The following is a 25896-nucleotide window of genomic DNA, read 5'->3' as shown; positions in this document are numbered from 1 at the left end:
TAGCCCAAGGACGCGCATGACGACCATCACCTTCATCCAGCCCGACGGCCGCTCCCGGTCCCTCGCCCTTGCCGACGGCACGAGCCTGATGCAGGGCGCCACGGGGGCCGGCCTCGACGGCATCGTCGCCGAGTGCGGCGGCAACGCCATGTGCGCCACCTGCCACGTCTACGTGGACGAGGCCTGGGCCGGGCGCCTGCCGCCGCGCTCCGACGAAGAGGACGCGCTCCTCGACGGGGCGGCCGCCGAGCGCCTGCCCACGAGCCGGCTCTCCTGCCAGATCACCGTGACGCCCGACCTCGACGGGCTCGTGGTGCGCCTGCCGGACCGCCAGATCTGAGGCCCGCGGTCGGGATGACCGCCGGTCCCGCTCCCGACGCGTCGCCGCGCCGTCGGCCCGACGGCGGGACTTCGCCTTGGACCGCCGGCCCGGTGCGTCGGCATGTGCGGCCGATCCTGTGATCACGACCAGCAAGACGAGAGGGGAGGGACTTCATGGCCAGGACGATGCGGGCGCTCGCGCTCGCGGCGGCGCTCGCCGCCGCGCCGGCGCAGGCCGAGATCTCGGACGGGGTGGTGCGCATCGGCGTGCTCACCGACATGTCGGGGCCGTTCCAGGACACCAACGGCATGGGCTCGGTGGAGGCCGCGCGCCTTGCCGCCGAGGACTTCGCCGGCGGCGGCAAGGCCATCCGGGTCGAGATCGTCTTCGCCGACCATCAGAACAAGGCCGATGTCGGCTCGGCCATCGCCCGCAAGTGGCTCGACGTCGAGAAGGTCGATGCGGTGGTGGACGTGCCGAACTCCTCGGTCGGGCTCGCCGTGAACGCGCTGGTGCGCGACACCCGCATGGCCCTGCTGGCCTCCGCCACCGCGACGTCCGAGCTGACCGGCAAGGCCTGCTCGCCCAACACCGTCCAATGGGTCAACGACGCCTGGGCCACCGGCAACACCACCGCCGCCGCGATGATGAAGCGGGGCGGCACCTCCTGGTACTTCCTCACCGTGAACTACGCCCTCGGGCAGGGCATCGAGGCGGAGGCGAGCGCCTACGTCACCCGCAACGGCGGCACCGTGAAGGGCGCGAGCCGCCATCCCCTCGGCACCGCCGACTTCTCCTCGCTGCTGCTCCAGGCGCAGAGTTCCGGCGCCAAGGTCGTCGGCCTCGCCAATGCGGGGGCGGATGCCATCAACATCGTCAAGCAGGCCTCGGAATTCGGCCTCAAGGACAGCGGCCAGTCGCTGGTGGCGTTCCTGGTCTTCATCAACGACGTGCACGCGATGGGATTGAAGGACGCGCAGGGCCTGCTCCTCACCGAATCCTTCTACTGGAACATGAATGACGCCACGCGCGACTTCGCCAAGCGCTTCGCCGCCCGGCCGGGCCAGGCCGGCAAGGTGCCGAGCGGCAACCAGGCCGGCGTCTACTCGGCGACGCTGGCCTATCTCGACGCGGTGGCGCGCGCCGGCAGCGACGACGGCCGCACGGCGATCGCCGAGATGAAGCGCCGGCCCCCGCGCGACACGCTGTTCGGCGATCTCACGGTGCGCCCCGACGGACGGGCGATCCACCCGATCTACCTGTTCGAGGTGAAGAAGCCGGGCGAATCGAAGGCGCCCTACGACTACTACACCCTCGTCGCGACGGTGCCGGCCGACCAGGCCTTCCGCCCGATCGCCGAGGGCGGCTGCCCGCTGGTGAAGTAGCGCGCCGCCACCTTGGCCGTCGGCGTTCCTCGGCGTAGCGTGGCGGCGTGGCCGGACGGGGGACGATCATGGGACGGTGGATGGCGTGCGCGGCGGCGCTCCTCGCCTGGGCGGTCCTCGCCCCGGCGCGGGCCGCCGAGGTGGTGGTCAGGGTCGACAAGGACGCTCAGCGCATGACCGTCACGGTCGACGGGCAGGAGCGCCATGCCTGGGCGGTCTCCACCGGGACCTCCGGCTACGAGACCCCGGCCGGCTCGTTCAAGCCGAACCGGCTCGTGGCGGACCACCGCTCGAAGGAGTGGGACGACGCGCCGATGCCGCATTCGATCTTCTTCACCGAGGCCGGGCACGCCATCCACGGCAGCCACGCCGTCCGGCGCCTCGGCTCGCCGGCCTCGCACGGCTGCGTCCGGCTCGCGCCCACCCATGCCCGCGCGCTGTTCGCCCTCGTGCGGACGGAGGGCATGGGCAACACCCGCATCGAGATCACCGGCACCGAGGGCATCGCCACCGGGGTGGCGGGGGGAACGTCCGGCACGCCCCTCGACTACCGGCGCCTCACCAGCTTCAACCCGATGGTGAGCGGCATCATGGTCGGCGGCACCGAGGCACCCCGGCGGCCCCGCACGCCGTGAGGCCGTACGAGCACCGCGCCCGGCGCCGCTCGCAGGCCCGGGCCGCTGCCCGCTATCTTTGCCGTCTGCCCTGAAGTAGCGTCGAACCGGCCCTTGGAAGCCTCCACCGGATCAGCGACGCGAATGACCATGCAGTCCTTCATCCGGGCGGCCGAGATCTGGCTGCCTGCGCCCGACGGCTCCGAACTGATGTTCGGCGACGGCATCTACGGCACCCTGCACGCCTTCGCGGAGCACAGCCGCGCCATGCGTTTCCGCAAGGGCGAAGGATTGCCCGGCGAGGCCTGGGCGGCGCGCCACCCCATCGTGATGGGAAGCTTCAAGGGCACGGGTTTCCGCCGGATCGAGGCGGCGGAGGCGGCCGGGCTCACCTCCGGCATCGCCATGCCGGTCTTCGCCGGCTCCGCGATCCGGGCCGTCGTGGTTCTGCTCTGCGGCGACGACCAGACGCATGTCGGCGCCATCGAGGTGTGGCGCAACGATCCGCTGGAAGGCGCCCAGATCGGCCTGCACGACGGGTATTACGGCGCGGCCGAACTCTTCCGCATCACCTCGCAGCTGACGAAGTTCGGCAAGGGGCACGGTCTGCCGGGGCTCGTCTGGGCGAGCGGCATGCCGCTGGTGATGCGCGAACTCTACCGCGCCGAGCGGTTCCTGCGCCACAAGGAGGCGGTGAAGGTCGGTCTCAGCATCGGGCTCGGCCTTCCCTTCGACTACGATCCCGGCCGCACCTGGGTGATGGCCTTCCTGTCCGCCCTCGGAACGCCGATCGCCCGGCGCTTCGAGATCTGGCTGCCCGACGCCTCCGGCGAGCGGCTCGTCTACGAATCCGGCGTGTCGGACGCGGAGGAGCAGCCGAACGCCGCCCGGCCCCGGGCGATCGCCCGCGGCGAGGGGCTGCTCGGGACCGTGCTCGCCTCCCGGCTGCCGGCCACCACCCAGGACTGCGCCGCAGGCGCGGCGTGGCTCACCGGGGAGGCCGGGGAGACCGTCGCGGCGCTCGCCTTCCCGATCCTGAATGCGGACGGCGCGCTCAAGGCCGTCACGGTGTGGCGGTTCTGAGTGGAAACCGGCGGCCGCCCGCCGGGTTGACCGGACCGAGGCGGGCGCGGAGCGGCCGATGCACGACAACGTCGAGAGAAGCCGCTTCGAACTGCCGGTCGGGGACGCGGTCGTGTACGCGGATTACCGGCGTCAGGACCGCGTGCTCGCCATCCTGTACGTCTACGCGCCACCGGCGCTGCGCGGCACCGGCGCGGCGGGACGGCTGATGGCGGACGTCGCCGCCCATGCGCGGGCCGAGGGGCTGACGGTCCGGCCGCTCTGCGGCTACGCCCGATCGTGGCTGCGCAGCCATGGCAGCGATGTCCTGGGCTGATCCCTCTGCGGGGGTGAGCCGGGCCGGTCCGGACCGGCGGCATCGAACATCCGGACCAGGATCCGATGGCGTCGCGATCGGCTCCTGGTCTAGGGTCCCGGCATGACCCTGCCCCGGTTTCTCGCACGCCTGCTGGCGGCGCTGTTCGTGACGATCGCCGGCTGCCTCCTGGCCTCGGCGGCCCAGGCGCATGCGGGGCATGTGCATGAACCGGCCCGCGTGGCCGAGGCCGGCGCGCGCGCGCATCCGGATCTCGCCTTGGATCGGCGGCCCGACGCGCCCGAACCGCGCCTCGCCTCCGCCGATCGCGGGCCGGCCTGCCACGGCGTGTGCTGCAGCCTCGGCGCATCCTGCTGCGCCCCGTCGCTCGGTCCGCCCGCGCTCCCGGGACTCGGGGCGCTCGGCGCCGGCAGCCGTCTGGCCGCGGCCGCGCAGCCGTTCCGCGCCGGCCTGCCGCCCGAAGCGCCTCCGCGACCACCCCGGACGCGCGCCTGAGGCGGCTTCGCTCCCGCCCCCGACGGGGCGCCGAGCGGCCGAGGCATCCACCCATCCTTCCCGTTCAGGGGCGACCCGACCGCCGATCGCAGCCTGCGCAGGCGTGACCTCGCGCGCCATCCGGGTCGTGCCCGCCTGTCCCCCGGAGACCTCCGCATGAATGCCTGGAAACTGCTCGTCGCCAGCGGCCTGCTGCTCGCCGCCCCCGTCTGCGCCCACGAGGCCCCGGGCCGCAACGGCGGCCGTGTGAGCGACGCCGGCCCCTACCACCTCGAACTCGTCGCGCGGGAGCGCACCGTCGACCTCTACCTGCTCGACGGGGCCGAGGCGCCGCTCCCCGCCGCCGGCTTCACGGCCACGGCCTACCTGATGGTGGACGGCAAGCCGATGCGCGTCGCGCTCGCGCCCGCCGGAGGCAGCCGCCTCACCGGTCTCGCCGACGCCGCCCTCCCGGCCGCGCCGAAGGGCGCCGTGCAGCTCACCGCCCCGGACGGCACCCGGGCCAGCGCCCGCTTCAACTGACGCAGGAGCCCGCTCGTGCAGCCGACCATCAGGGCCGCGAGGCGTGACCGGCTGACGGCGACCGGCCGCTGAGGCCGGGGGCGCGGAGCGCGCTCACGCCGCCTGACCGGCCACCATGCTGACCATCGTGGTCCCGGCGGCATCACGCCGGGCCTGCGGCAGGCGCACCAGCACGATGGTGCCCGTGCCCTCCTCGGAGCGGATGCGCAGGCCCCCGCCATGCATGTCCGCGAGCGAGCGGGCGATGGCGAGGCCGAGCCCCGAGCCCTTGAAGCTGCGGGCGAAATTGGTCTCGACCTGCTCGAACGGGGCGCCGAGCTTCGGCAGCACCGCCTTGGGGATGCCGATGCCGCTGTCCTCCACGTAGATGTGGACCGCGCCGATCGCCTTGCGGATCCGCACCGCGACGCGGCCGGCCTCGGGGGTGAACTTCACGGCATTCTGCAGCAGGTTGACGAGGATCTGGTGCAGGGCGCGCTCGTCGGCGAGCACCACCGCCTCGTCGTTCATCTCCACGCTGAGCGTCAGGCCCTTGGCGCGGGCGGGCTCGGCGATGAGCTTGAGCGCCCGCTCCAGCGCCTCGGCCACCGGCACCGGCTGCTTGGTCAGTGTGACCCGGCGCGCCTCGATGCGCGACATGTCGAGGATGTCATCGATCACCGACAGCAGGTAGTGGCCGCTGGAGCGGATGTCGCGGCAATACTCGCGGTACTTCTCGGAGCCGAGCGGGCCGAACACCTCGTCCTGCATCACCTCGGCGAAACCCAGCACCGCGTTGAGCGGCGTGCGCAGCTCGTGGCTCATGTTGGCCAGGAACTCGGATTTCGAGCGGTTGGCGCTCTCGGCCTGGGCCTTCTGGTCGAGGTAGCGCTCGGCGAGGTCGGCGAGCTGCTGGGTCTGGAGTTCGAGGGTGCGCCGCGAGCGCTTGAGGTCCGCGACGGTGGCGATGAGCTGGCGTTCGGACTCGACGAGGCGCTCCTGATGGCGCTTGAGCGTGGTGATGTCGGTGCCCACCGAGACGTAGCCGCCGTCCTTGGTGCGCCGCTCGCTGATCTGGAGCCAGCGACCGTCGGCCAGTTCGGCCTCGAAGATGCGGGCGCCGGAATCCGCGAGGTCGGGGTTCGGGAATTCGCGCCGCACCTGGGGCAGGGCGGCCCGGCCCATGATGGCGTCGTAGCGCCAGCCGGGCTGCGCCTCCTCGGGGGTGAGCGCGTGCAGGCGGCGGAACTTCGAGTTGCACAGCACGAGGTTGTTCTGGGCATCCCAGAGCACGAAGGCCTCCGAGACCGCCTCGACCGCGTCGCGCAGGCGCATGTCGGCGGTGGCGGTGGACTCGGCGAGGCGGCGCTGCTCGGAGACGTCCATGACGATGCCCACGAGGTGGCGCCCGCCATCCTCCTGGTCCTGCACGATCTCGGCCCGGGCCTTGAGCCAGATCCACTCGCCGGAGGCCGAGCGGATCCGGAACTCGTGGTCCACCGCCGCGTCCTGCGCGGCGAGCTGCCGGGCGAGGCCGTAGAGGTCCGTGTCGTCGGGGTGCACGAGGGCGTTGACGTCGCCGAAGGACAGGAACTCGCGCTCCCGGACGAAGCCGAGGATCTGGTACATCGAGTCCGACCAGTAGATCCGGCCCCGGGCGATGTCCCAGTCCCACAGGCCGCAGCGGCCGCGGCCGAGCGCCGTGTCGAGGCGCTGCCGGACTTGGTCGCAGACCCGGTCGACCGCCCGCGCCCGATCCGCCTGGAGCGCGTAGGCGAGGCCGATGCAGACGATGACGAGGCCGACCGAGCCGACCACGATCCCCTGCGTCCTCGCCCGGCTCCACCATGCGGCGGTCGCCGCCTCCACGGTCTGGGTCACCGCCACGTGGCCGCGGCCCTCGCCGATCCGGCGCACGGTGGCGAGCACGTCCGTTCCGCCCGGCAGGATGATGCGCATGAGGCCGGCCCGTTCGCCCAGGATGCTGAGCGCCTGCCCCTCGCCGAAATGGTCCGTGAGCGTGCGCCCCCTGGCTGCGCCGGCCGGCAGCACGGACGTGACCACTTCGTCGGGTCCGACGAGGAGGATGCTGCGGCCGGGGGCGATGAAGTCCGCCGGCAGCACCGCTTCCAGGCGCTCCGCCCGCCCGCCAAGGCCCGGGGCCTGCGCCAGGGCCGCGGCCGCCAAGCGGGCGACGAGGTCGATCTCCCGCCCGGCCTGGGCCAGCGCGTCGCGCCGCATGGCGACGAGCTGGGTCAGCGTGATCGCCGCGAGGGAGAGCAGAAAGAGCCCGAGAACGGCCGGGATCGCGAAGCGCAGCCAGGTCTCGGCCCGGGCCAGCCGCTGATGGGCCGGCGTCAGGACCCGCGTGATGCCCAGGATCGTTCCGGCACGTGCAGCGGTGGGGGCGGGATCCGCCTCCAGCATACCCAATCCCCCAACTACGCGCCGCCGAGCGGTCATCCGGGGGCGCCGGGCACCCGCCGAATCACATCCATTTGTGACATTTCCACAGGCGATTTGTCCAGCATGCCGCTGGGGTCATACGAGCGTTAAACTTTCGTCGAGCAATGCACCCGCGCCGCGCGCGAATCTGAATTGTTGCAGCTGCTCAGGCATTTGCAGAGTGCCGGGCCGGGGCGAGCGACCGACCGACGATGTCGCCGACATCCGGCGAGAGGCCGGGTGATGCCGCGATGGCCCGCAGCGCCGCCTCGGCCCGGGCGCGGCGCTTCGCCTCCACCATACGCCACGTGCTGAAAGCGGTGAGGAGGCGCGCGGCGACCTGCGGGTTGCGGGCGTCCAGCGCCAGGACGGTCTCGGCCACGAGGTCGTAGCCCGCGCCGTCCTCGCGGTGGAACTGCGTTGGGTTGTTGAGGCTGAAGCTGCCGACGAGCGAGCGCACCCGGTTGGGGTTGCCGAGCGAAAATCCCTCGTGCCGCATCAGGCCCCGCACCCGCTCCACGGTGCCCGCCTCGGGGATCATGGCCTGCAGCGAGAACCACTTGTCGAGCACCAGCGGCTCGGCCCGGTAGGTCTGCGCGAAGGCCTGGAGCGCGCGCTCGCGCGCCTCGCCCGGCAGGAGCGCGAGGGTGGCGAGCGCCGCCAGCCGGTCGGTCATGTTGGTGGCGCCCGCACACTGCGCCTCGGCCAGCCGCGTGCCCGTCTCCGGGTCGGCGGCCGCCACGAGGTCGAGGGCGGCATTGCGCAGCGCCCGTCGCCCGGCGCTCGCCGCGTCCGGACTGAAGGGAGCCTCGGTCGGATCGGCGAGGCGCTCGCGCAGCGCGACGAGGCGCGGCGCCAGGGCGCGGCCGAGATGCCGCCGCAGGGTCCGCCGGGCGCGGTGGATCGCGTCGGGATCGACGTTGGCGCCGATCTCCTGGGCCACCTCCTGGTCGCCCGGAATCGTCAGGACCAGCGCCGCGAAGGCGGGGTCCGCCACGGCCTCGGCGTCGAGGAAGCTGCCGAGCGCCTCCGCCAGCGCCGCGCCGTCCGCCCCCGCCTCGTCCTCCAGGGGGGCGCCCGCGCGGGCACGCGCCGTCAGCACGTCGAGGGCGAGGCCCTGCGCCGCCTGCCAGCGGTTGAACGGATCGCTGTCGCGGGCGAGCAGGGTGAGGCGCTGGCCGGCATCGAGGGCGTGGGCCAGCTTCACCGGGGCCGAGAAGCCGCGGAACAGCGAGGGCACCGGCGCCTCGGCCACGTCGGTGTAGACGACGCGCCCGCTCTCCTGCTCCAGCACGAACACGCCGTCGCGCACCTGCTCGGATCGCGCCGCCACCGCGCCGCCGCCCGGCGCGACGAGGCCGAGGGCGACCGGGATGACGAGGGGCTGGGGTTCGGCGCCGGCACTCGCCTCGGTGGCCACGACCGGCAGGCTCTGGTGGAAGTCGAGGGTGTAGGTGCGGGCGAGCGGGTCGTGGCGGCCCGACACCGAGACCACCGGGGTGCCGGCCTGCGCGTACCAGCGGGCGAAGGCCGTGAGGTCGCGCCCGCTCACCTGCGCGAAGGCGGCGAGGAAATCCTCGACCGTCGCCGCCGTCCCGTCGCAGCGCGCGAAGAACAGATCCATTCCGGCCCGGAAGGTCTCGGGCCCGAGCAGGGTGCGCAGCATGCGCACGATCTCGGCGCCCTTCTCGTAGACGGTCGCCGTGTAGAAGTTGTTGATTTCGCGATAGGCCTGGGGGCGCACCGGGTGGGCCAGCGGACCGGCATCCTCCGGAAACTGACGGGCGCGCAGCGTGCGCACCTCGGCGATGCGGTGGACCGGGCGCGAGCGCTCGTCCGATGAGAATTCCTGGTCGCGGAACACCGTCAGCCCTTCCTTGAGGCAGAGCTGGAACCAGTCGCGGCAGGTGACGCGGTTGCCGGACCAGTTGTGGAAGTATTCGTGGGCGATGATCGCCTCGATGTTGGCGTAGTCCGTGTCGGTGGCGGTGTCGGGGCTCGCCAGCACGTACTTGTCGTTGAAGATGTTGAGGCCCTTGTTCTCCATCGCCCCCATGTTGAAGTCGGAGACCGCGACGACGTTGAAGACGTCGAGGTCGTAGGCGCGGCCGAAGGCGCGCTCGTCCCAGGCCATCGCGCGCCGGACCGCATCGAGCGCGTAGGGCGCGCGGTCCTCCTTGCCGGGCTCGACGTAGACCGCGACCTCGACCGCGCGGCCTTCCATGGTGGTGAAGCTGGAGCCGATGCGGCCGAGCCTTCCGCCCACAAGCGCGAACAGGTAGGCGGGCTTGGGGTGCGGGTCGTGCCAGACCGCGTAGTGGCGGTCCGCGCCCGCCGCGCCGCTCTCGACCGGGTTGCCGTTGCCCAGCAGCACCGGCGCCTCGGTGCGGTCGGCCTCGATGCGGGTGGTGTAGACGGCGAGCACGTCCGGCCGGTCGAGGAAGTAGGTGATGCGCCGGAACCCGTCCGCCTCGCATTGCGTGCAGTAGACGCCGTTCGAGCGGTAGAGCCCCATCAGCTTGGTGTTGGCGCTGGGATTCACCTGCGTTTCGAGGCTGAGCACGAAGGGGCGCCCGGGCGGCTGGTGCAGGGTGAGCCCGCGCGGCCCGGTCTCGATCGCGCCGGGCGCGGTGGGCTGGCCGTCGAGGGCGACGGCGAGCAGCGTGAGGTCGTCGCCGTCGAGGACGAGCGGCGCCCCGGCCTCGCCCGCCGGGTTGGGCCGCAGCGCCAGCGTCGCGGTGATGCGCGTCTCGGTCGGGTGTAGGCGCACGTCGAGATCGACCCGGTCGATCAGGTAGTCGCTCGGCCGGTAATCGGCGAGGCGGATGACCGGCGGGGTCTCGGTGCGCATGGTTCCTCCGGGCGCCCTGGGCAAGTTCGCGAACGCGGCGGCCGGCCAGCGGACCTGCGCCGCCGCGCCGAGGCAGGTCCGCCGGGGGCGGCCGAGCGGCGCCGCGCCTCCCTTGTAGCCGGGCCACGCCCCCGCGCAACGCGGCGGGCGGCGCGCGTTGACCCGTCCGGTCCCCGAACCATCTAAGGCCCCGTCATTCAGGAGCCCCCACGATGGAATACCTGCACACGATGGTCCGGGTCGCCGACCTCGACCGCGCCCTCGACTTCTACTGCGCCAAGTTCGGCCTGCAGGAGGTGCGCCGGGTCGAGAACGAGAAGGGCCGCTTCACCCTCGTGTTCCTGGCCGCACCGGGCGACGCCGCGCGGGCCCAGGACAGCAAGTCGCCGCTCCTCGAACTCACCTACAACTGGGACCCCGAGGAGTATGCGGGCGGGCGCAACTTCGGGCATCTGGCCTATCAGGTCGACGACATCTACGCGACTTGCGCCAAGCTGCAGCAGGCCGGCATCACCATCAACCGCCCGCCGCGGGACGGCTACATGGCCTTCATCCGCTCGCCGGACGGCATCTCGATCGAGATCCTGCAGAAGGGGGGCGCCAAGGCGCCGCAGGAGCCCTGGGCCTCGATGCCGAATACCGGGACGTGGTGAGGCTCACCCCCGGCGGCTGAGGAAGGCCCCGATGCCCTCCTCGGCGGCGCGGGCCAGCATGTTCTCGGTCATCACCCGGCCGGCATGCGCGTAGGCGTCGGAAAGCGGCATCTCGATCTGCTCGTAGAAGGCGCGCTTGCCGACCCGCACCGTGTAGGCGCTGCGCGCCGCGATGGAAGCGGCCAGCGCCTGCGCCTCGGCGAGCGCGGTCCCGGCCCGCACCACCCGGTTGACGAGGCCGAGATCCTTCGCCTCGGCCGCGTCGGCCATCTCGGCGGTGAGCAGCAGGGCCATCGCGGCCTTGCGCGAGAGGTTGCGCGAGAGCGCCACCATGGGGGTCGAGCAGAAGAGCCCGATCTGGACCCCCGGGGTCGCGAAGCGCGCCTCCTCGCCCGCCACCGCGAGGTCGCAGGAGGCGACGAGCTGGCAGCCCGCCGCCGTCGCCACCCCCTCCACCGCCGCGATCACCGGCTGGGGCAGGGCGGGGATCGCCATCATCACCGCCGAGCAGAGGTCGAACAGCGCGGCGAAGCGGGCCGCGCCCCGGTCCGCCTCGGCGCGGAAGGCGGTCATCTCCTTGAGGTCGTGGCCGGCGCAGAAGGCCGGCCCCGCTCCCGCGATCACCACGACGCGCACGCTCTCGTCCTGCGCCAGTCCGGCGAAGGCGTCGCTGAGCGCACCGAGCAGCCCGACCGAGAGGGCGTTGCGGGCCCGCGGGCGGTTGAGGGTCAGCGTCGCAACGCCGTCGCGGTCCTCGCGCAGGAGAAGGGGTTCGTCCATCGGTGGCATGCAGGCTCCGTGAGGGAGGCCCATTGTCGGGCGGCCGGCGCCGTGCTGCAAGGCGGGCTTCCTCTCCCCGACGGACCCGGAGCCGATGCCCCCCGAACCCGTGATGAGCCGCGAGGCGGTCTCCGCCTTCCTCGACGAGGTGTTTCCCCAGATCCATCACGGCGGCCCCGGGCCGGTGGTGGAGGCGGTCGGTCCGCTCAGCGCGACCATGCGCCTGCCCTATCACGAGCGGCACCTGCGGCCGGGCGGCACCATCTCGGGCCCGGCCATGATGGGGCTGGCCGACGTCGCGCTCTACGTGGCGGTGCTGGCGAGCCTCGGCCCCGTCCCGCTCGCGGTCACCACCAACCTCTCGTTCAACTTCATGCGCAAGCCCGCCCGGCGCGACCTGATCGGCGAGGCGCGGCTGATGAAGCTCGGGCGCCAGCTCGCGGTCGGCGAGGTGCTGATCCGCAGCGAGGGCGAGGACGACCTCGTCTGCCACGCCACCGGAACCTACGCGATCCCGCCGCGCTGAATTGTGCGGTATCATAGTACCGCAAGTGCGAAGCCATTCTCGGGCCTCGCGTTTTTCCCGACGCGGCGCGCCGGAGGGTGATTGACGGCGCGCGCCGCCTCGCGTAGAAGCCCCCGCATCGCCGCTGCGCTCCACCAGCGCGGCGGCGTCCTGTTTCTTGGATTGATCTCGGGATTCCAGCGCGATGAAGACCTTTTCGCTGAAGCCCGCCGATGTCGAGAAGAAGTGGGTGATCATCGACGCCGAGGGCCTCGTCGTGGGCCGTCTCGCGTCGATCATCGCGATGCGTCTGCGGGGCAAGCACAAGGCCCAGTACACGCCCCACGTCGATTGCGGCGACAACGTCATCGTCATCAATGCGGACAAGGTGAAGTTCACCGGCCGCAAGTACGACCAGAAGGTGTACTACCACCACACCGGCTATCCGGGCGGCATCAAGGAGCGCTCGGCGAAGTTCATCCTCGAGGGCCGGTTCCCCGAGCGGGTGGTCGAGAAGGCCGTGGAGCGCATGCTGCCGCGCGGGCCGCTCTTCCGGAAGATCCTCGGCAACCTGCGGGTCTACAAGGGCTCGGAGCATCCCCACGCCGCCCAGCAGCCGGAGACGCTCGACGTCGCCGCTCTCAACCGCAAGAACGTGAGCGCGTAAGATGGCGACCCTTCAGTCTCTCGCCGATCTCGGCCAAGCCAACAAGGCCGGCCTCGCCCAGGGCGAGTCCGACGCGCCGGTCCACGTCCAGAAGCTGGACGCGCAGGGCCGGGCCTACGCCACCGGCAAGCGCAAGGACGCGGTCGCCCGCGTCTGGATCAAGCCGGGCGCCGGCACGATCACGGTCAACGACCGTCCGGTCGAGGCCTACTTCGCGCGCCCCGTGCTGCGCATGATCCTGCAGCAGCCGCTGCACGTCGCGGGCCGGGTCGATCAGTACGACGTGGTGGTGACGGTGGCGGGCGGCGGCCTCTCGGGCCAAGCCGGCGCGGTGCGCCACGGGCTCGCCAAGGCGCTGACCCATTACGAGCCGGACCTGCGCTCGCCGCTCAAGCGCGAGGGCTTCCTGACCCGCGACCCGCGCGTCGTGGAGCGCAAGAAGTACGGCCGCAAGAAGGCCCGTCGCAGCTTCCAGTTCTCGAAGCGCTGACGGCTTCGGCCCGATCGACCAAGTCCATCGACCGAGAAGGGCGGATCCGCGAGGATCCGCCCTTTGTCGTGTCCGGGCCGCTGCCGCGGGAGGGGCGCAGGCCGTCCTACTTCGTCACCTTCACGGAGACGGGGTCGCTGGTCGGGAAGGTTTCCTCCAGCCCCTCGTCGAGGCGCTCGTTGAGCTTGTCCTGGCGGTTGTCGGGCAGGTGCTTGTCTCCCGCCGCCACGTCCTGGCGAGAGCCGGACTGGTCGGGGTGGGTCTTCGGCCTGTCGGTGGGCTGGTTCACGGCGGATCTCCTGGCTCGCGGGCGCCTCTCCGGGCGCGGCTCCGCAGGGTCAACGCCCGCCCGGCGCCGCGGTTCGGACGCGGGGCCCACGGCCGCGGCGCCATCATTTCAGCGCAGTGCTGTATAGGTGAGGATCCGGGCCCGCGCCGCGCGTTCGCGGCCGGCCCCTCGATTTGATACGCCTGGAGCCCCGACCGATGCGCCACCGCCTGCGCCTCCTGCTGCTCGCCGCGCTCGCCCTCGGCCCCGTCGCCGCGAGCGCCGATCCGGCGCCGCCCACCCGGGCGCTGCCCGAGAGCCGGGGGCAGGTGCAGCTCTCCTTCGCGCCGCTGGTGCGTCGCGCCGCGCCCTCGGTGGTGAACGTCTACGGCGCCCATGTGGAGAAGCGCGCCGGCAACCGCAGCGCGATGGACGAGTTCCTGCGCCGCTTCTTCGGCGATGCGGGGCCTGGTGGGATGGGATCTGGCGGCCGGCCGCAGGAGCGCGCGCAGCGCTCCCTCGGCTCGGGCGTCATCGTCGACGAATCGGGGCTGATCGTCACCAACAACCACGTCATCGAGAACATGAACGAGGTGCGGGTGGCGCTGAACGACCGGCGCGAGTTCGAGGCGCAGATCGTGCTGCGCGACCCCCGCACCGACCTCGCGGTGCTGCGCATCAAGGCGCCGGGCGGGCTCGTGGCGATGGAGTTCGGGGATTCCGAGGCGCTGCAGGTCGGCGACTTCGTCATCGCCATCGGCAACCCGTTCGGCGTCGGCCAGACGGTGACGCAGGGCATCATCTCCGCGCTGGCGCGCACGCAGGTCGGCTCGGCCGACTACCAGTTCTTCATCCAGACGGATGCGGCCATCAACCCGGGCAATTCGGGCGGCGCGCTGGTCGACCTCAACGGCGGCCTCGTCGGCATCAACACCGCGATCTTCTCGCAATCCGGCGGCAGCCACGGCATCGGCTTCGCGATTCCCGCCAGCATGGTGCGGGCGGTGGTGGAGACCGCCAAGGGCGGCGGGCGCGTGGTGCGCCGGCCCTGGCTCGGCGCGCGCCTCCAGAACGTCACCCCCGACATCGCCGAGAGCGTCGGCCTCGACCATCCCACCGGGGTGCTGGTGGCCGGCATGGTGGCCAAGAGCCCGGCCGAGGAGGCCGGCCTGAAGCGCGGCGACGTGATCCTCACCGTCGACGGCCAGCCGGTCGACGATCCGGAGGCGTTCGGCTACCGCTTCGCCCTCAAGGGCATCACCGGCCAGACCAAGTTCACGGTGCTGCGCGGCGCGACGCGCACGACCCTGCCGGTGCGCCTCGCGCCCGCCCCCGAGACCCGCCCGCGCGACGTCCTGAAGGTGAAGACCCGCTCGCCCTTCCTCGGCGCCACCGCGGTGAACGCCTCGCCGGCGGTCGCCGAGGAACTGCAGATCGACGCCTCGGGCGACGTGGTGGTGATCTCCGAGGTGGACGGCGGCAGCCTTGCCAACCGGGTCGGCCTGCAGAAGGGCGACGTGATCGTGGCGGTGAACGGCGTCCCGGTCTCGACCACCCGCGACCTCGACCGGGCGACCCGCACTGCGGTCCCCGCCTGGGAGGTGACGATCAACCGCAACGGCCAGCAGCTCACCTCGGTGTTCGGCGGCTGAGGCCGGGAGCCGGCCCCCAAGCTCCACGCGACCATCGACGCGGCGGAGGCAAGCTTGCGCCGTCAGCGCAGCTTGAGCGTCGCGAGGCCGAGCAGCGCCAGCACCACGGCGATGATCCAGAACCGGATCACCACCTGCGGCTCCTTCCAGCCCTTCTGCTCGAAATGGTGGTGGATCGGCGCCATGCGGAAGACCCGCTTGCCGGTGAGCTTGAACGACGCGACCTGGATGATCACCGAGGCGATCTCCAGCACGAACAGGCCGCCCACCACCGCGAGCACGATCTCGTGCTTGGTGGCGACCGCCACCGTGCCGAGAAGGCCGCCGAGCGCCAGCGAGCCGGTGTCGCCCATGAAGATCTGCGCGGGCGGCGCGTTGAACCACAGGAAGCCGAGGCCCGCCCCGATCAGGGCACCGCACACCACCGCGAGTTCGCCGGTGCCCGGGACGTAGTTCACCTGCAGGTAGGAGGCGTAGATCACGTTGCCGACGAGGTAGGCGATGATCCCGAAGGTCGCCGCCGCGATCATCACTGGCACGATGGCGAGGCCGTCGAGCCCGTCCGTGATGTTCACGGCGTTGCCGGCGCCGACGATCACGAAGCTCGCGAACAGGACCCAGAAGATACCCAGATTGACGATCGCCTCCTTGAAGACCGGGAAGGCCAGCCGGTAGGCGAGGCCGGGCGCCGAGTACTCCGCCACCGCGATGCAGGCCGCCACGGCGATCAGCGCTTCGAGCCCGAGCCGGAACTTGCCGGAAAAGCCCTTGTGGCTCTGCTTCGTCACCTTGAGGTAGTCGTCGTAGAAGCCGATCGCGCCGAAGCCCAGCGTCACCACCACGGTGATCCAGACGTAGGAATTGCGCGGGTTGGCCCAGAGCAGCACCGCCACCATGACCCCGGCCAGGATCATCAGCCCGCCCATCGTCGGCGTCCCGCGCTTGGTGAGCAGATGAGTCTGCGGCCCGTCCTCGCGGATCGGCTGCCCCTTGCCCTGGCGCAGGCGCAGGAGCGAGATGATCCAGGGGCCGAACCAAAAGACGAACAGCCCCGCCGTGAAGAGCGCGCCGCCCGTCCGGAAGGTGATGTAGCGGAAGACGTTGAGCGGCGAGAACACCCCGCTCAGTTCGGACAGGAGGTACAACATCCGGGGCTCATCCCGTCTCTGAGGTGAGCGCCGGGCCAGGGAGGCTGGCGGCGCCGCGTGGGTCTGCTCCGGGCGCGCGGGCGGCAACCGGCGTGGCGGGGGGCTACCCGGACCGGCCGACGGCACGGTCCGGGGCGGCGCCCCCGTAGCGGGCTTTGAGGGCCTCGACAATCCGGCCCATGCGGGTGCTGTTCGAGCCCTTGACCATCACGGCGTCGCCCGGCCGGATCCCGGCGACCACCGCGTCGAGGAGGTCAGCCGAGGCCGGGGCCGAGACGCCGCGCTGCGGGGTGGGGAGGGCGGCCCACAACTCGGCCATCATCGGCCCGGCGGTGTGGACGAGGTCGATCCCGTGCTCGCGCACGCTCCCGGCGAGATCCCGGTGAAGGCGCGCCGCCTCGGCACCGAGTTCCAGCATGTCGCCGAGCACGGCGATGCGCCGCCCCGGGGGCTCCACCGCGATGCCGGCGAGCGTCGCGAGGGCCGCGCGCACCGAGGCCGGGTTGGCGTTGTAGCTCTCGTCGACGAGGAGCGCCTCGCCCTCGGGCAAGTGCAGCACCGTGCGCTCGCCGCGGCCCACCGGCGGGCGCAGCTGCGCGAGCGACAGGGCCGCGAGCGCGAGATCGGCGCCGAGCGCATGCACCGCCGCCATCACGGCGAGCGAGTTGAGCGCCGTGTGGCGCCCCGGCGTGCCGAGCTGGTAGGTGACCGGAATGCCCTGCACCTGCGCGTCCACGATCGACAGGTCGGGCCGCATCACGATCCGCTCGGCCCGCACGTCGGCCTGCGGATGCTCGCCGAAGCTCACGACCCGCCCGGCCCGCGAGGCCAGCGCGTGGGCGCTCAGGCGCTCGAAGCTCGGATTGTCGCGGTTGAGGATCGCGATGCCCCCCGGCTCCAGGCCGGCGAAGATCTCGCCCTTGGCGTCGGCGATGCCCGACAGCGAGCGGAAATGCTCGATGTGCACCGGCTCGATCGTGGTGACGATGGCGATCTCGGGCCGCACGAGCCGGGTCAGCGGGGCGATCTCGCCCGCGTGGTTCATTCCGATCTCGAACACCCCGAAGGCGCTGGCGGCCGGCATGCGGCCCAGCGTCAGGGGCACGCCCCAATGGTTGTTGTAGGAGGCGACCGAAGCGTGCGTCGGCCCCTGCGCGGCCAGCACGTGGCGCAGCGCCTCCTTGGTGCCGGTCTTGCCGACCGATCCCGTGACGGCGACGATGCGGGCGGCGCTGCGGGCGCGGGCGGCGACCGCGAGCGCCCGCATGGCGGCGAGGACGGGATCGTCCCCGGCCTCCGGCACCACCAGGAGCGGGCCGGCTCCGGCGAGATCGGGCGCCCGCGCGGCGCTCACCACGGCCGCGCCCGCCCCGCGCGCCAGCGCGTCGCGCACGAAGTCGTGGCCGTCGCGGGCCTCGCCCCGGATGGCGAAGAAGAGGTCGCCGACCTTCAGGGTGCGGGTGTCGATGGACAGTCCGCCGAGCGGCCGGGACTCGTCGTCGAGGCGCGCGCCGATGGCGGCGGCGGCGGCCTCGAGGGTCCAGAGTGGCTCTGTCATGCGCGCGTCTCCTCGATCGCGGCCAGGACCGCATCGCGGTCCGAGAACGGCCATGTGCGGTCGCCGACGATCTGGCCGGTTTCATGGCCTTTGCCGGCCACCACCAGCACATCGCCCTCGCGCAGGTCCCGCACGGCCGCGCGGATCGCCTCGGCCCGGTCGCCGATCTCCTCGGCACCGGGCGCGGCGGCCAGGATCTCGGCCCGGATCGCGGCCGGGTCCTCGCTGCGGGGATTGTCGTCGGTCACGATGACGCGGTCGGCGCCCTCCGCCGCGATGCGGCCCATCATCGGGCGCTTGGCCCGGTCGCGGTCGCCGCCGCAGCCCATCACGCAGACGAGGCGCCCCTGGGCGAAGGGCCGCAACGCCGCGAGCACCCCGGCCAGCGCCTCCGGCTTGTGGGCGTAATCCACCACGCAGAGCGCCCCGTCGACGGTGCCGACCCGCTCCAGCCGGCCCGGTACGCCGGCAAGGCCGCTCAGCGCCGCCAGCACCTCGGCCGCGCGTCCGCGCCCGGCCTCGGTGGCGAGCACCAGGGCCGCCGCCACGAGGGCGTTCTCCACCTGGAAGGCGCCGACGAGCGGCAGCGCGACGCGGTGGTCGCGTCCCTCGGCCGCGACGGTCAGGTGCTGGGCGAAGCCGCGGGTCTCGGCCTGCACGAGGCGCAGGGTCTCGCCCGCCCGGCCCGTGGTCATCAGCGGCAGTCCGCGGGCGCGAACCGCGGCCTGCACCCGGTCGGCCTGCGGGCCGTCCGCGTTCACCACGGCGGTGGCGCCCTCGGGCAGCAGCGTCTCGAACAGGCGCGCCTTGGCGGCGAGGTACGCCTCCGGCGTGTGGTGGTAGTCGAGGTGGTCGTGGCCGAGATTGGTGAAACCCGCCGCCGCGAGCCGCACGCCGTCGAGGCGCCGCTGCTCGATGCCGTGCGAGGAGGCCTCCATGGCCAGGTCCGTGATGCCGTCCGCGGCGAGGCGCGCCAGGGTCTCGTGCAGGGTGACGGGGTCGGGCGTGGTGAGCGAGCCGTAGGCGGCGCCGTCGCTCGTCACGACGCCGAGGGTGCCGAGGCTCGCCGAGCGCCGTCCGAGCCGCGCCGCGATCTGGCGCACGAAGTCGGCGACCGAGCTCTTGCCGCTGGTGCCCGTGACGGCCACCACCGTGCCGGGCTGGTGCGGATGCAGGCGGGCGGCGGCGAGCGCGAGCGCGCGGCGGGCATCCTCCACCGGGAGATAGGCCACCGCCTCCGGCAGCGCGGCCGGGCGGGGGCCTTCGGCCGCCATCGCGACCGCGCCGGCCGCGGCGGCCTGGGCCGCAAAGAGCCGGCCGTCCGCCTTGGTGCCCGGCACCGCCACGAAGACGAAGCCCGGGCCGACCCGGCGGCTGTCGGCGGTCAGACCCGCCACGGGGATCCCGGCGGCCGGGCCGGCCGCCTCGGGAAACAGGGTGCCCAGCGTCGGGGCTGTGTCGGTCGCGCGCATCCGTTCCGCCTGCTCGGCCATTTCTGACGGCCAGAAGTGTGACACGGTGACGAGTGATGCGCGGGATCCCCTCTCCCGGGTGGGGGGAGGGGTGAGGGTGCCGAAGGGTGCCGCAGGAAGGCTCGACGAGGCCCGGGGCCAGCACGGAGGCTCGTGGCTGAACCGGACCCGTCCCGCTCCCCTCACCACGCTCACCGTGTCACCGGAAGCGTCACACCCTCACCCCTGCCCCTCTCCCACCCGGGAGAGGGGTCCCCCGCGTCACGCCCGTTCCGCGTTCGATTCCGGTCGTACTCCTAGGCTCCCGTGCCGCCAGGGTCGAGGCCCGCCGCTATCGGGTGCCCCAGGCGCCCAGCTTCACCATCTGCGGGAAGGGCTTTTCCGGCGGCTCGAAGCGCGGCGGGATGCCCAGCACCGGGCCGACCCGCTCGATGATCCGGCCGGTGATCGTCCCGGAGTTCCAGGCGGCCGTGGCGTAGCCGAAGGTCTCGGGCGCGGGCTGCGGCTCGTCCATGATGGTCAGGAAGAGGTAGCGCGGCTTGTCGGCGGGCGAGATCGCCATGAAGGTGGTGAACAGCCGGTTCTTGGCGTAGCGGCCGTTGATCACCTTCTCGGCGGTGCCGGTCTTGCCGCCGATGAAGTAGCCGGGGATCGCCGACTTCTTGGCCGAGCCGTGGACCGCGTTCATCCGCATGATGAAGCGCAGCGCCTCGCTGGTCTGGGGCGAGATCACCCGGGCGCCCTTCTCGTGCGCCTCCGCCTCCGAGCGCTTCAGGAAGGTCGGGGTGACGAGTTCGCCGCCGTTGGCCAGCGCCGCCACCGCCGCCGCCGCCTGGATCGGCGCCACCGCGAGGCCGTGGCCGAAGGCGATCGTGATGGTGTTGATCTCGCTCCAGCGGGCCGGGACGATCGGCTCGGCGCTCTCCGGCAGCTCGGTGCGCATCCGGTCGAGCAGGCCCATCTTCTTCAGGAAGGCCTTGTGGCCCGGAACGCCGACGCCGAGCGCCATCTTGGCCGAGCCGATGTTGGAGGAGTGGATGAACACCTCCGGCACGGTCAGGACGCGCCCGGTGCCGTGGTACTCGTGGATGACCTGGCGGCCGTAGCGCAGCACGCCGCCCGCCGTGTCGAAGGTCGAGTTGATGGTGAACTTGCCCGAGTCGATCGCCATCGCGGTGGTGACGGCCTTGAAGGTCGAGCCCATCTCGTAGACGCCGACGTTCATTCGGTTGATGCGGTCGGGATGGAGCGCGTCGGCGGGCTCGTTCGGGTCGAAATCCGGCAGCGACACCAGCGCGATCACCTCGCCCGTGACGACGTCGAGGATCAGCCCGGCCGCGGCCTTGGCGCGGAAATGCTCCATGCCCTTGACGAGCTCGTCGCGCACCGCGTGCTGGGCGCGCAGGTCGAGGGAGAGCCGCACCGGGGCGAGGTCGGCGGCGCGCTGGATGAAGCCCAGGCTGTTGAGGTCCTTGAGGCCGGACTTGTCGATGTACTTCTCGATGCCGGCGATGCCGACGTTGTCGAGGTTGGCGAATCCCAGCACGTGGGCGGCCGCGACGCCGTTCGGATAGACCCGCTTGTGGTCGGGAAGGAAGCCGATGCCCGGGATGCCGAGCCGGTGCACCTCGGCCTGCTGCTTGGGCGTGATCTCGCGCTTGACCCAGACGAAGCCCTTCTTGCTGCTCAGCTTCTCGCGCAGCTCGCGGGCGTTGAGGCCCGGCAGCACGGCGGTGAGGAGTTCGACCGCCTCGTCCTTGTCGTAGATGTTCTTCGGCTCGGCGAAGAGCGACACCGTGCGGATGTCGGTGGCCAGGATCTCGCCGTTGCGGTCGACGATGTCGGGCCGGATCGCCGTCGAGGCGCCGGCCGCCGCGCGCTGCGCGGTGCCGGTCGGATCGTCGGGGAACAGCGCCATCGTCACGAGGCGCCCCGCGATGACCGCGAAGACCGTGCAGAAGACGAGGCCGACGAGGCCGACGCGGGCGGCGCTGCGCTCCACGGCGAAGCGGAACATCGCCCGCAGCACGGCCGGGAGGCCGCCCGCGCGCGCCGGTGCGGCGCTCGCCTCGGCGGTGATCGGGGCCGGATCGGGAGTTGCGTCGGACACGGCAGGTTACCTCGTCGCCGTCGGCGTGCGGGTGGACGTGGATCCGGTGGTGCGGGGCTCGTCGCGGCCGGGGGTCGAGGCCGCGCGCTCCCGGGCGCCCGGGGTCGCGGTGGCGAACAGGCCCAGGCTCTCGAGCTTGCGGGCGATCTCGTCCCCCCGGTCCGCGCGGGCCGGCAGGTCGGCGAAGCGCCCGAGATGGCCCGCGCCGCTCGCCTCCAGGGTCAGGTACTTGTCGACCGCCGCCTGGAGCCGGTCGGGCCGCGTCAGGAGCTGCCACTCGGCGCGCAGCACCGCGATCGCCTCGCGCTCCTTGCGCAGGCGGGTCTTCAGCTTGGCGACCTGCTCGGCCTGGTAGAGCGTGTCGTACTTGATCGAGTAGGCGTAGATGGCCGAGGCGATCAGCCCCGCGATGGCGGCGAGATGCAGGAGGCGGATCACCGGCGGCCTCCGCGGTCGCGGGAGGGGAGGGCGGCCAGCGCTTCGAGCGAGGCCAGGGGTTCGGGCACAGGCGCGTCGGTGCGCTCGCCCGCCCGCAGCTTCGCCGAGCGCGCCCGCGGGTTGCGGGCGGCCTCCGCCTCGCCCGGGCCGACCGGCCCCTTGGTGACGAGGGTGAAGCTGCGCGGCACGGGCTTGGCCGCCATCGGCACGTGGCGCGAGGCCGACACGGCCCGGCCGCTGCGGGCCGAGAGGAACTGCTTGACGATGCGGTCTTCCAGCGAGTGGAAGGTCACGACCACGAGCCGCCCGCCCGGGCGCAGGATGCGCTCCGCCGCGTGCAGCGCCCGCTGCAACTCGCCGAGTTCGTCGTTCACGGCGATGCGCAGGGCCTGGAAGGTGCGGGTCGCCGGATGGATGCCGCTGCCGGGTTCGGCCCGCACCACGCCCGCGACGAGGTCGGCCAGCGCCGCCGTACGGGTGATCGGCGCCCGGCGGCGCGCCTCCAGGATCGCGCGCGCCACCGCCCGCGACCGGCGTTCCTCGCCGTACAGGTAGATGATGTCGGCGAGTTCGGCCTCGGAGGCCTCGTTGACGAGGTCGGCGGCGCTCGGCCCCTCCGCCCCCATGCGCATGTCGAGCGGGCCGTCGTGGCGGAACGAGAAGCCGCGCTCGGCGCGGTCGAGCTGCATCGAGGACACGCCGACATCGAGCACCACCGCATCGACGGCGGGGCAGCCCCGGTCCGCCGCCAGCGCGTCGAGGTCGCCGAACCGGCCCTCGACCAGCACGAGGCGGCCGTCCATCGCGCCGGCGAGCGCACGGCCCGCCGCGATGGCGGTGGGGTCGCGGTCGATGGCGATCACGCGGTTCTGCGGATCGGCGTCGAGGATCGCGCGCGTGTAACCGCCGGCCCCGAAGGTGCCGTCCACGAACACGCCCGCCACCTCGCCGAGGCGCAGGGCCGCGGCGACCTCGTCGAGCAGCACCGGGATATGGGGGACGGGCGAAGCGCCCTCGCCCGCGCTCATCGCACAGCCCCCGGAGACGACAACGGATGAACGGGCCACGCAGAGGCGGCGCGGTCGTACACGTGACGGTGCATGGATCCCCGCACTCCGAACGGGCCGCGAGTTCGGCCGGTCTGGGCGCCGCGGCGCCGCCATTCCCGCTCCGGCAGGCGTCGCACGGCGAGCCATCCTGCGCGCACAGGTTGCAGCCGGCGGTTCGGAAGGCGCCGCGGACGGGGTGACTCGGGCTAACATGGGCCTCCGGGAGCGTCAACGCGCGGGCGCGGGACGCACGCGCCCACGCCGGTCCCGATCAGACGTCAGCAACGTTAACGAAGCCTTGCGGCCCCGTTCGCTGGCGGCGGAGAGGATGAGGGTATCAGCCGGCCTGTAAGCCGGGTTCTGTAGGGCCCGGGCGATCCGCGAGGATCCCCCGGACGTGGCGGCCATTCCTCTGGGACGGCCGTTGCCGGCCGCCTCGAGCAACCAACCCGGGCGACGGGCCTGGAGATCGGGCCTGCGCGGGCCTTTCGGCCCGCCCGTGTCGCCCCTATTCGGTTTTGCTCCCGGTGGGGTTTGCCGTGCCGTCCGCGTTGCCGCGTCCGCGGTGCGCTCTTACCGCACCGTTTCACCCTTGCCGCGGCGGGCGCGAGCCCGGCGGCGGTCTGTTCTCTGTGGCACTGTCCCTGGGGTCGCCCCCGCCGGATGTTATCCGGCACCGTCTCTCCATGGAGCCCGGACTTTCCTCCCCGCGCGGGACGCGGAGCGGCCGCCCGGCCGGCTGATGGCGGCGATGTGCGACGCGGGGCGCGCGCCGTCAAGCGCCGCCGACGGGTTGCCGGCGCCGATCCGATCCCTAACTGCCGGGATCCGGGCCGCCGCGAGCCGCGGCCGCAACGAAGGAGGGACGCCATGAGCGAGACCGCCGAGGCCGGTTGGACCTTCGAGACCGTGCAGCAGCTGCGGGCGATGGCCCGCGAGGGCGTGTCGCCGGAGGTGATGAGCCTGAAGCTGAAGCGCCCGGTCACCGCCGTGCACGCCAAGCTCGCCGAACTCGGCATCACGCCCTCCGCCAAGGGGTGAGGCGGGCGCCCGCAGCCGGGGGACTGGCGTCGGCGCGCGCTCCCGTGCGAAGGAGCCGGTCCCACGCCGCGAGCCGCCGATGACCGACGCCTTCGACCCCGCCCGCCACGACCGCTACGACGATGCCGCGCTGCGCGCCCTGCTGCGGCGGGTGCGCGCGATCGCGCTCGTCGGCGCCTCGGCCAACCCGGCCCGGCCGAGCTGGATCGTCACCAAGTACCTCATCGAGCGCGGCTACGACGTGATCCCGGTCAATCCGGGCCTCGCCGGGCAGGCGCTGCTGGGCAAGCAAGTGGTCGGGCGCCTCGCCGATCTCGGCCGCCCGGTCGACATGGTCGAGATCTTCCGCAATTCCGAGGCGGCCGGGCCCCTCGTGGACGAGGCGCTGGCCCTCGACCCGCTGCCGGAGGTGATCTGGATGCAGCTCGGCGTGCGCAACGACGCGGCCGCCGCCAGGGCGGAGGCGCGCGGCGTCACCGTGGTGATGAACCGCTGCCCGAAGATCGAGTACGGGCGACTCTCGGGGGAGATCGGCTGGACCGGCGTGAATTCCCGGATCCTGAGCGCCAAGCGGCCGAAGCTGGCGCCGAAAGGGTTCCAGAAGCTCACGATCGAGGAGCGCTGACGCGCCCGACCGACGGGGCCTACAGCAGCGTGCCCCGCAGGATCACCAGCGCGACCGTGAAGTAGATCACCAGCCCCGAGACGTCGACGAGCGTGGCGACGAACGGGGCCGAGGCGGTGGCCGGGTCGAAGCCGAGGCGCTGGAGCAGGAACGGCAGCATCGAGCCGGCAAGCGAGCCGAACAGCACGATGCCGATCAGCGCGGTGCCGACGGTCGCCGCCACCAGCATCCAGTGCTCGCCGTAATCGTACAGGCCGGTCTTCTGCCAGATGACGATCCGCACGATTCCGATCGTCCCGAGGATAGCCCCCAGCGTGATGCCGGCGGGAATCTCGCGCAGCGCCACCCGCCACCAGTCGCGCAGGCGCACCTGATGCAGCGCGAGCGCGCGGATCAGCAGCGAGGTCGCCTGCGAGCCGGAATTGCCGCCCGAACTCATGATCAGCGGGATGAAGAGCGTCAGCACGATCGCCTTCTCCAGCTCGCCCTCGAAGCCCTGCATGGCGCTCGCGGTGAGCATCTCGGACAGGAACAGCACGCAGAGCCAGCCCGCCCGCTTGCGGATCATCTCCCAGAACGAGATGTCCATGTAGGGCTCGTCCAGGGCCTCCACGCCGCCGAAGCGCTGCACCTGCTCGGTCTGGCGCTGGACCATGGCGTCGATGACGTCGTCCACCGTGACGATGCCGATGACGTGGCTCGATTCGTCGACGACCGGGATGGCCAGGAGGTCGTACTTGGAGATCAGGCGCGCGGCCTCGTCGCGGCCGGCATCCGCCGTCAGCACGATCGGCCGGCGGGCCGGCGCCACCGACAGGATCAGGTCGTCGGGATCGCCCGAGAGCAGGCGGCGCAGCGGCACCGCCTTGGCGAGCGCCCGGGTGCGCGGATCGAGCACGAAGATCGAGTAGACCGTCTCGCGGGTGCGCTCGACCTCGCGGATGTGCTCCAGTGTCTGGCGCACCGTCCAGGTGGTCGGGACCGAGACGAACTCCGTCGTCATCAGCGAACCGACGCTCTCCTCCGGGTAGCCGATCAGCCGGTCGACGGCGCCGCGGGTCTCGGCGTCGAGGCGCGCGCGCAGGTCCGAGCGGCCCGGCTCCTCGATCTCGCGGATGAGGTCGGTGGCCCGGTCGGCCGACATGGCCGAGAGGTAGGAGGCGACGCGGTCGCGCGGCAGCATCTCGATGATGTCGGCGGCGCAGTCCAGCTCGGGCTGGTCGAGCACCTCGACGGCCCGGTCGTGCGGCAGGCCGAGCAGGATGGCCGCCGCCACCTCGGGGGCCTCCCCGTTGAGGGCTTCGACGATGTCGGGGGCGCTCTCGTCGGCGAGGCGCGCGGCCAGTGCCGCGGGCTCGACGGGGGCGCCGAGGGTCGGGGTCTCGATCATGGCTCACCTTCCTGACGGCCTGCCGTTCCGGCCGGCCG

General features: G+C 72.6%; 25 protein-coding genes and 1 other RNA gene. 14 read left to right on the top strand and 12 right to left on the bottom strand.

Going from position 1 to position 25896, the window contains the following annotated elements; all coding sequences use genetic code 11:
- Window positions 1-16: 16 nt before the first annotated feature.
- The 7 genes from MFF61_RS01050 to MFF61_RS01020 all read left to right on the top strand — a co-directional run bounded on the left by MFF61_RS01050 (window position 17) and on the right by MFF61_RS01020 (window position 4737).
- Entirely contained in the window at window positions 17-340 is a 324-nt protein-coding gene (locus tag MFF61_RS01050; protein ID WP_238233253.1) for a 2Fe-2S iron-sulfur cluster-binding protein, read from the top strand.
- Between the two features lie 155 nt (window positions 341-495).
- Window positions 496-1707, top strand: a complete 1212-nt coding sequence (locus MFF61_RS01045) for an ABC transporter substrate-binding protein (protein WP_238233252.1) — start codon at window positions 496-498, stop codon at window positions 1705-1707.
- A gap of 68 nt (window positions 1708-1775) precedes the next feature.
- Complete coding sequence (locus MFF61_RS01040) at window positions 1776-2342, top strand: L,D-transpeptidase (RefSeq protein WP_238233251.1); 567 nt, start codon at window positions 1776-1778, stop codon at window positions 2340-2342.
- A gap of 123 nt (window positions 2343-2465) precedes the next feature.
- Entirely contained in the window at window positions 2466-3404 is a 939-nt protein-coding gene (locus tag MFF61_RS01035) for a GAF domain-containing protein (protein ID WP_238233250.1), read from the top strand.
- 58 nt (window positions 3405-3462) lie between these two features.
- Window positions 3463-3720, top strand: coding sequence for a GNAT family N-acetyltransferase (locus MFF61_RS01030; protein WP_238233249.1), 258 nt, complete (start codon window positions 3463-3465; stop codon window positions 3718-3720).
- A gap of 102 nt (window positions 3721-3822) precedes the next feature.
- Window positions 3823-4215, top strand: a complete 393-nt coding sequence (locus MFF61_RS01025) for a hypothetical protein (protein ID WP_238233248.1) — start codon at window positions 3823-3825, stop codon at window positions 4213-4215.
- Window positions 4216-4371: 156 nt separating this feature from the next.
- Window positions 4372-4737, top strand: coding sequence for a hypothetical protein (locus MFF61_RS01020; RefSeq protein WP_238233247.1), 366 nt, complete (start codon window positions 4372-4374; stop codon window positions 4735-4737).
- Between the two features lie 93 nt (window positions 4738-4830).
- Here MFF61_RS01020 and MFF61_RS01015 read toward each other — a convergent pair whose 3' ends face one another.
- Window positions 4831-7143, bottom strand: coding sequence for a PAS domain-containing sensor histidine kinase (locus MFF61_RS01015; protein WP_238233246.1), 2313 nt, complete (start codon window positions 7141-7143; stop codon window positions 4831-4833).
- Window positions 7144-7327: 184 nt separating this feature from the next.
- Window positions 7328-10012, bottom strand: a complete 2685-nt coding sequence (gene pepN, locus MFF61_RS01010; protein ID WP_238233245.1) for an aminopeptidase N — start codon at window positions 10010-10012, stop codon at window positions 7328-7330.
- Window positions 10013-10224: 212 nt separating this feature from the next.
- On the opposite strand from pepN, the gene MFF61_RS01005 reads away from it, so the two are divergent.
- On the top strand, window positions 10225-10665 hold the full coding sequence (locus MFF61_RS01005; protein ID WP_238233244.1) for a VOC family protein: 441 nt from the start codon (window positions 10225-10227) through the stop codon (window positions 10663-10665).
- Window positions 10666-10668: 3 nt separating this feature from the next.
- Here the strand turns inward: MFF61_RS01005 and MFF61_RS01000 are convergent, their stop codons facing one another.
- On the bottom strand, window positions 10669-11445 hold the full coding sequence (locus tag MFF61_RS01000; protein ID WP_238233243.1) for an enoyl-CoA hydratase: 777 nt from the start codon (window positions 11443-11445) through the stop codon (window positions 10669-10671).
- Between the two features lie 94 nt (window positions 11446-11539).
- Between MFF61_RS01000 and MFF61_RS00995 the strand changes: the two genes are divergently transcribed.
- The 3 genes from MFF61_RS00995 to rpsI all read left to right on the top strand — a co-directional run bounded on the left by MFF61_RS00995 (window position 11540) and on the right by rpsI (window position 13107).
- Complete coding sequence (locus tag MFF61_RS00995) at window positions 11540-11971, top strand: PaaI family thioesterase (RefSeq protein WP_238233242.1); 432 nt, start codon at window positions 11540-11542, stop codon at window positions 11969-11971.
- Between the two features lie 184 nt (window positions 11972-12155).
- A complete protein-coding gene (gene rplM, locus MFF61_RS00990) occupies window positions 12156-12617 on the top strand; it encodes a 50S ribosomal protein L13 (RefSeq protein ID WP_238233241.1) in 462 nt (153 codons plus the stop codon).
- Window position 12618: 1 nt separating this feature from the next.
- Entirely contained in the window at window positions 12619-13107 is a 489-nt protein-coding gene (gene rpsI / locus MFF61_RS00985) for a 30S ribosomal protein S9 (protein ID WP_238233240.1), read from the top strand.
- Between the two features lie 106 nt (window positions 13108-13213).
- Here the strand turns inward: rpsI and MFF61_RS00980 are convergent, their stop codons facing one another.
- Window positions 13214-13396 carry a hypothetical protein gene (locus MFF61_RS00980; protein WP_238233239.1) on the bottom strand — a complete coding sequence of 61 codons (183 nt, stop codon included), beginning with the start codon at window positions 13394-13396 and terminating at the stop codon, window positions 13214-13216.
- A 197-nt stretch (window positions 13397-13593) separates the two neighbouring features.
- Here MFF61_RS00980 and MFF61_RS00975 point away from each other — a divergent pair, with 197 nt between their 5' ends.
- Complete coding sequence (locus MFF61_RS00975) at window positions 13594-15027, top strand: DegQ family serine endoprotease (protein ID WP_238233238.1); 1434 nt, start codon at window positions 13594-13596, stop codon at window positions 15025-15027.
- 62 nt (window positions 15028-15089) lie between these two features.
- Here the strand turns inward: MFF61_RS00975 and mraY are convergent, their stop codons facing one another.
- The 7 genes from mraY to rnpB all read right to left on the bottom strand — a co-directional run bounded on the left by mraY (window position 15090) and on the right by rnpB (window position 23545).
- Complete coding sequence (mraY, locus tag MFF61_RS00970; protein WP_238233237.1) at window positions 15090-16175, bottom strand: phospho-N-acetylmuramoyl-pentapeptide-transferase; 1086 nt, start codon at window positions 16173-16175, stop codon at window positions 15090-15092.
- 103 nt (window positions 16176-16278) lie between these two features.
- Entirely contained in the window at window positions 16279-17733 is a 1455-nt protein-coding gene (locus MFF61_RS00965) for a UDP-N-acetylmuramoylalanyl-D-glutamyl-2,6-diaminopimelate--D-alanyl-D-alanine ligase (RefSeq protein WP_238233236.1), read from the bottom strand.
- A complete protein-coding gene (locus MFF61_RS00960; protein ID WP_238233235.1) occupies window positions 17730-19205 on the bottom strand; it encodes a UDP-N-acetylmuramoyl-L-alanyl-D-glutamate--2,6-diaminopimelate ligase in 1476 nt (491 codons plus the stop codon). Before MFF61_RS00960 ends, MFF61_RS00965 begins: the two co-directional genes overlap by 4 nt.
- Before the next feature lie 331 nt (window positions 19206-19536).
- Entirely contained in the window at window positions 19537-21285 is a 1749-nt protein-coding gene (locus MFF61_RS00955) for a peptidoglycan D,D-transpeptidase FtsI family protein (protein WP_238233278.1), read from the bottom strand.
- A gap of 36 nt (window positions 21286-21321) precedes the next feature.
- On the bottom strand, window positions 21322-21753 hold the full coding sequence (gene ftsL / locus MFF61_RS00950) for a cell division protein FtsL (RefSeq protein WP_238233234.1): 432 nt from the start codon (window positions 21751-21753) through the stop codon (window positions 21322-21324).
- The gene (gene rsmH, locus MFF61_RS00945) at window positions 21750-22781 is read right to left on the bottom strand and encodes a 16S rRNA (cytosine(1402)-N(4))-methyltransferase RsmH (protein ID WP_238233233.1); all 1032 of its coding nucleotides are present in this window, start codon (window positions 22779-22781) and stop codon (window positions 21750-21752) included. Before rsmH ends, ftsL begins: the two co-directional genes overlap by 4 nt.
- A 354-nt stretch (window positions 22782-23135) precedes the next feature.
- Window positions 23136-23545: RNase P RNA component class A (gene rnpB, locus MFF61_RS00940), an RNA gene on the bottom strand.
- A gap of 127 nt (window positions 23546-23672) precedes the next feature.
- Between rnpB and MFF61_RS00935 the strand changes: the two genes are divergently transcribed.
- Entirely contained in the window at window positions 23673-23843 is a 171-nt protein-coding gene (locus MFF61_RS00935) for a hypothetical protein (protein ID WP_238233232.1), read from the top strand.
- A 79-nt stretch (window positions 23844-23922) separates the two neighbouring features.
- Window positions 23923-24468 carry a CoA-binding protein gene (locus tag MFF61_RS00930; protein WP_238233231.1) on the top strand — a complete coding sequence of 182 codons (546 nt, stop codon included), beginning with the start codon at window positions 23923-23925 and terminating at the stop codon, window positions 24466-24468.
- A 19-nt stretch (window positions 24469-24487) separates the two neighbouring features.
- Here the strand turns inward: MFF61_RS00930 and mgtE are convergent, their stop codons facing one another.
- Complete coding sequence (gene mgtE, locus MFF61_RS00925; RefSeq protein ID WP_238233230.1) at window positions 24488-25858, bottom strand: magnesium transporter; 1371 nt, start codon at window positions 25856-25858, stop codon at window positions 24488-24490.
- Between the last annotated feature and the right edge of the window lie 38 nt (window positions 25859-25896).

Origin of the sequence: Methylobacterium isbiliense, from assembly GCF_022179325.1 — a bacterium.
GTDB classification, from domain to species: domain Bacteria; phylum Pseudomonadota; class Alphaproteobacteria; order Rhizobiales; family Beijerinckiaceae; genus Methylobacterium; species Methylobacterium isbiliense.
Note: the sequence above shows the minus strand (reverse complement) of the source record. Positions and strands in the feature narration are given on the sequence as shown.

What these genes read in the sequence shown, in the direction of transcription:
- MFF61_RS01050 (WP_238233253.1), top strand. Translation starts at nt 17, where the DNA reads ATGACGACCATCACCTTCATCCAGCCCGACGGCCGCTCCCGGTCCCTC.
- MFF61_RS01045 (WP_238233252.1), top strand. Translation starts at nt 496, where the DNA reads ATGGCCAGGACGATGCGGGCGCTCGCGCTCGCGGCGGCGCTCGCCGCC.
- MFF61_RS01040 (WP_238233251.1), top strand. Translation starts at nt 1,776, where the DNA reads ATGGGACGGTGGATGGCGTGCGCGGCGGCGCTCCTCGCCTGGGCGGTC.
- MFF61_RS01035 (WP_238233250.1), top strand. Translation starts at nt 2,466, where the DNA reads ATGACCATGCAGTCCTTCATCCGGGCGGCCGAGATCTGGCTGCCTGCG.
- MFF61_RS01030 (WP_238233249.1), top strand. Translation starts at nt 3,463, where the DNA reads ATGCACGACAACGTCGAGAGAAGCCGCTTCGAACTGCCGGTCGGGGAC.
- MFF61_RS01025 (WP_238233248.1), top strand. Translation starts at nt 3,823, where the DNA reads ATGACCCTGCCCCGGTTTCTCGCACGCCTGCTGGCGGCGCTGTTCGTG.
- MFF61_RS01020 (WP_238233247.1), top strand. Translation starts at nt 4,372, where the DNA reads ATGAATGCCTGGAAACTGCTCGTCGCCAGCGGCCTGCTGCTCGCCGCC.
- MFF61_RS01015 (WP_238233246.1), bottom strand. Translation starts at nt 7,143, where the DNA reads ATGCTGGAGGCGGATCCCGCCCCCACCGCTGCACGTGCCGGAACGATC.
- pepN (WP_238233245.1), bottom strand. Translation starts at nt 10,012, where the DNA reads ATGCGCACCGAGACCCCGCCGGTCATCCGCCTCGCCGATTACCGGCCG.
- MFF61_RS01005 (WP_238233244.1), top strand. Translation starts at nt 10,225, where the DNA reads ATGGAATACCTGCACACGATGGTCCGGGTCGCCGACCTCGACCGCGCC.
- MFF61_RS01000 (WP_238233243.1), bottom strand. Translation starts at nt 11,445, where the DNA reads ATGGACGAACCCCTTCTCCTGCGCGAGGACCGCGACGGCGTTGCGACG.
- MFF61_RS00995 (WP_238233242.1), top strand. Translation starts at nt 11,540, where the DNA reads ATGCCCCCCGAACCCGTGATGAGCCGCGAGGCGGTCTCCGCCTTCCTC.
- rplM (WP_238233241.1), top strand. Translation starts at nt 12,156, where the DNA reads ATGAAGACCTTTTCGCTGAAGCCCGCCGATGTCGAGAAGAAGTGGGTG.
- rpsI (WP_238233240.1), top strand. Translation starts at nt 12,619, where the DNA reads ATGGCGACCCTTCAGTCTCTCGCCGATCTCGGCCAAGCCAACAAGGCC.
- MFF61_RS00975 (WP_238233238.1), top strand. Translation starts at nt 13,594, where the DNA reads ATGCGCCACCGCCTGCGCCTCCTGCTGCTCGCCGCGCTCGCCCTCGGC.
- mraY (WP_238233237.1), bottom strand. Translation starts at nt 16,175, where the DNA reads ATGTTGTACCTCCTGTCCGAACTGAGCGGGGTGTTCTCGCCGCTCAAC.
- MFF61_RS00965 (WP_238233236.1), bottom strand. Translation starts at nt 17,733, where the DNA reads ATGACAGAGCCACTCTGGACCCTCGAGGCCGCCGCCGCCGCCATCGGC.
- MFF61_RS00960 (WP_238233235.1), bottom strand. Translation starts at nt 19,205, where the DNA reads ATGCGCGCGACCGACACAGCCCCGACGCTGGGCACCCTGTTTCCCGAG.
- rsmH (WP_238233233.1), bottom strand. Translation starts at nt 22,781, where the DNA reads ATGAGCGCGGGCGAGGGCGCTTCGCCCGTCCCCCATATCCCGGTGCTG.
- MFF61_RS00935 (WP_238233232.1), top strand. Translation starts at nt 23,673, where the DNA reads ATGAGCGAGACCGCCGAGGCCGGTTGGACCTTCGAGACCGTGCAGCAG.
- MFF61_RS00930 (WP_238233231.1), top strand. Translation starts at nt 23,923, where the DNA reads ATGACCGACGCCTTCGACCCCGCCCGCCACGACCGCTACGACGATGCC.
- mgtE (WP_238233230.1), bottom strand. Translation starts at nt 25,858, where the DNA reads ATGATCGAGACCCCGACCCTCGGCGCCCCCGTCGAGCCCGCGGCACTG.